This window comes from Rhodobaculum claviforme (assembly GCF_016653255.1).
Classification (GTDB): domain Bacteria; phylum Pseudomonadota; class Alphaproteobacteria; order Rhodobacterales; family Rhodobacteraceae; genus Rhodobaculum; species Rhodobaculum claviforme.
In genome coordinates this window covers 1-2,861 of the sequence record NZ_NHSD01000026.1, presented here as the reverse complement: position 1 = coordinate 2,861, position 2,861 = coordinate 1, and the positions used below count along the sequence as shown (strand labels likewise).

The window sequence follows — 2,861 nt, the reverse complement described above, 5'->3', positions numbered from 1 at the left end:
CGGCCCCGAGCGCATCGCCCCGGAGTGGTGGCTCGACGACCCCGCCTGGCGATCCGGCGTGCGCGACTACTGGCGGGTGGAGGGCACGGACGGCACCCGGCTCTGGCTGTTCTATGCCCATGGCGGGGCGGTCTCGGGGGGGTGGTTCTGCCACGGGGTCTTCGGCTGATCGCCCCGGAGGCACCCCGCACCCGCCACCTGCCGCGCCCCCCTGGACCAGGGCGCGGCCCCGGACCCCGCTGCGCGACGCGACAGGTCCGACCGCCGCCCCCCGGCGCCGCTGCGCGGGCGCCTCAGACCGTCAGGACCGGCGCCTCGTGGCTCAGGGTCGGGGTGGCGGCCTCGCGCACCAGGAGCGCGGCCACATCAGCGCGCGAGATCAGGCCGTTGCGCCACTGCGCAGGGTCGCGCAGCACCTTGGCGTTGCCGCGCGCGGGGCGGTTGGTCAGGATCGTCGGGCGTACGATCAGCCAGTCGAGGTCGCTGTCGCGGATCATCGCCTCCTGCACGGTCTTGTCGGCATAGGCCCGGCCCAGCAGCAGATCGTGGCCGGTGCGCTCCAGCAGGCTCATGGCGGCGCGGCTGTCGCCCGCACCAAACCCGGTGACGGCGACCAGGCGGCGCACGCCGGCGGCCTGCATCGCCGGCAGCAGCGCCCGGGTGACATCGGTGAACAGGGTGACGGGCCGCAGCGTGCGGGCCAGCGTCGGCGCGGCCCCCACCGCCAGGATCACCGCGTCCACCCCCTCCAGCGCGGTGGCCAGGGCGGCCGCGTCGGTAGCATCGGCGGGGAACGGCTCGAAGCTGTCCGGCGGGGCCTCCACCGAAATCGCCTGCGCGCTGCGGCTCAGCGCGCGGACCCGGTGGCCGGCGGACAGCGCCGCCTCCACCGCGCGCAGCCCGATCCCGCCACTTGCCCCGATGATCAACAGATGCGCCATCTCCACCTCCGGCCATTGTGCACGGGGCAAACTGGCGTGCCCCGGCGGTACGACAAGTCCCGCCCCTCAGGCCACCAGCGCCGGTTCGCGCCGGGCCGGGCAGTGCGGCCGCGGGCAGATCCGGCAACTGGTGCCCACCGGCTGCGGCGCGGTGTCCACGGCCGGGGCGGGCAGGATCAGCATCGCCGCCTCCAGCACCGCCGGCACACCAAACCCCGCCGGCACCACCGGACGGCAGACGGCAAAGGTCTCGAAGCGCTGCGGCAGCCGGCCCGCTGTCTCCACCGTCACGCGCAACGGCTGGTCGGGGCGCGCCAGGGCCTGAAACAGCGGCCACAGCGGACAGGCCGCGCCGAATCGCGGCAACCCGAACCCCGGCACCGGCCGGCGGAAGGTCAGCGTGCCTGACCCGTCACAGATCACCAACCCCACCCGCGGCATCCCCGCGAACCCCGCCGGCAGCGCCGCCAGACGCCGGAACAGCCGCGCGACATCCCCGGCCATCCCCAGCGCCCCGACCAGCGCGGCCGGATCGGGACCATGCACCGCCAGCGCCGCGCGCAACCGCCCCAGCGGCAGCGCGACCGCATCGCCTTGCGCGCGCACCAGATGCGCCCGCGCCAGCGCCCGCGCCGATGCCGACGCCAGCGCCGCCGCCCCCTCCACCAGCGCCTCCACCGCGGCCGGATCGCCGTCCTCCAGTTCCGGCAGGTGCCAGCCGCGCGCATCCAGCCACGCCTCCAGCTCCTCCTGCGGGGCGGCGAGGCCGCTTTCCTCCGGCTCGGCGGTATCAAGGTATCCGACCAGCGCCTGCGCCCCCTCGGCTAGGCGCTGCGAATCGCGCTCCAGGTTGTTCAGGAACCGCGCGCGCCAGTCAGGCGACAGGTCCTCGGTGTCGGCCAGGATCGTGGCGGTGGACCGCAGCGCGGCGGCCACCGACAACAGCTCGTGCAGCGCCGCCGACAGATGCGGGTCATGGGTCATGCGATCCGTCAGCCGCTCCACGCTGCGCTCCAGCGCGGCCAGCCGGCGCGCCTGGCCCGCCGTCAGCGCCGCCCATCCGGGAAAGCGGCCGGCGAACTCCTCGGCCCGGTCGGCCTCGGGGACGGCGGCGGCATCGGCGGGGGTGCCGGCGGCGGCCTCGCGCAGGGTTTCCAGCAGCCCCGCCTCGGCGCCCTCGCGCAGGGACGCCGCCGACACGCCCAGCGCCTCGGCGATGCCCACCAGCAGGCCCCCGCCAACCCGGCGGCGGTTGTGTTCGATCAGGTTGAGGTAGGATGCCGAGATCCCCACCCGCCGCGCCAGCGCCGCCTGCGACAGCCCCAGCACCGTACGCCGGGCGCGGATATGGCTGCCGGTCAGGGCGGTGCGGGGCACGGTGGTCCTCCTGATCGCGCGTGCGATCCCGCCTGAGTGGCAGCTTTTCAGATGCCCGGCAACGGCTTGCGACCGCGCCACGGACCCGCACGGCCCGGCGCCGAGGGTAACGCGCGGCGCCATGTCGCAGCTTTTCAGCCTTGCGACCATCGTGTAAGGACCTGCAACCCCGGTCTCGCCTCCGCACGACCCGGAGGCCGCACGCCAGCATCGAGGAGCGCATGAGCAAAACCCGCAACGACGCCGACGTGGCCTTCATCGAGGCCCTGGCAGAGCTTCTCAACCGCAACGACCTGGCCGAGATCGACGTCAAGCGCGACTATGGCGAAAACGACAGCCTGAAGGTGCGGGTCAGCAAGCAGGCCGCCCCGGCCCCCGTGATCTCGCAGGCTGAGATGATGGCCGGGATCGACAGGTAGCTGTCATTGGCCGAGGCGATCCACCCCGGCTATGGCTTCCTGTCGGAAAACGCCAGCTTCGTGCAGATCGTGGAGGACCACGGGCTGACCTTCATCGGCCCGTCCTCGGCGCACATCCGCATGA

At 74.1% G+C, this 2,861-nt stretch carries 2 protein-coding genes and 3 pseudogenes; 3 read left to right on the top strand and 2 right to left on the bottom strand.

Annotated features, from left to right (window positions below):
- Positions 1–169, top strand: a pseudogene (locus CCR87_RS17000) (DNA polymerase Y family protein); the annotation flags it as partial.
- A gap of 124 nt (positions 170–293) precedes the next feature.
- On the opposite strand, the gene CCR87_RS00370 reads toward CCR87_RS17000, so the two are convergent.
- Together CCR87_RS00370 and CCR87_RS00365 are read right to left on the bottom strand one after the other, a co-directional pair.
- Entirely contained in the window at positions 294–941 is a 648-nt protein-coding gene (locus CCR87_RS00370; RefSeq protein WP_201155356.1) for an NAD(P)-dependent oxidoreductase, read from the bottom strand.
- 66 nt (positions 942–1,007) lie between these two features.
- The gene (locus tag CCR87_RS00365) at positions 1,008–2,318 is read right to left on the bottom strand and encodes a short-chain fatty acyl-CoA regulator family protein (RefSeq protein ID WP_201155355.1); all 1,311 of its coding nucleotides are present in this window, start codon (positions 2,316–2,318) and stop codon (positions 1,008–1,010) included.
- A gap of 221 nt (positions 2,319–2,539) precedes the next feature.
- Between CCR87_RS00365 and CCR87_RS00360 the strand changes: the two are divergent.
- Together CCR87_RS00360 and CCR87_RS00355 are read left to right on the top strand one after the other, a co-directional pair.
- Positions 2,540–2,710, top strand: a pseudogene (locus tag CCR87_RS00360) (acetyl-CoA carboxylase, biotin carboxyl carrier protein); the annotation flags it as partial.
- 36 nt (positions 2,711–2,746) lie between these two features.
- Positions 2,747–2,861 (top strand): annotated as a pseudogene (locus tag CCR87_RS00355) (biotin carboxylase N-terminal domain-containing protein); the annotation flags it as partial.

Bases quoted from the DNA above. Each gene is read 5' to 3' on its own strand.
- CCR87_RS00370 (WP_201155356.1), bottom strand. From the start codon at position 941: ATGGCGCATCTGTTGATCATCGGGGCAAGTGGCGGGATCGGGCTGCGC.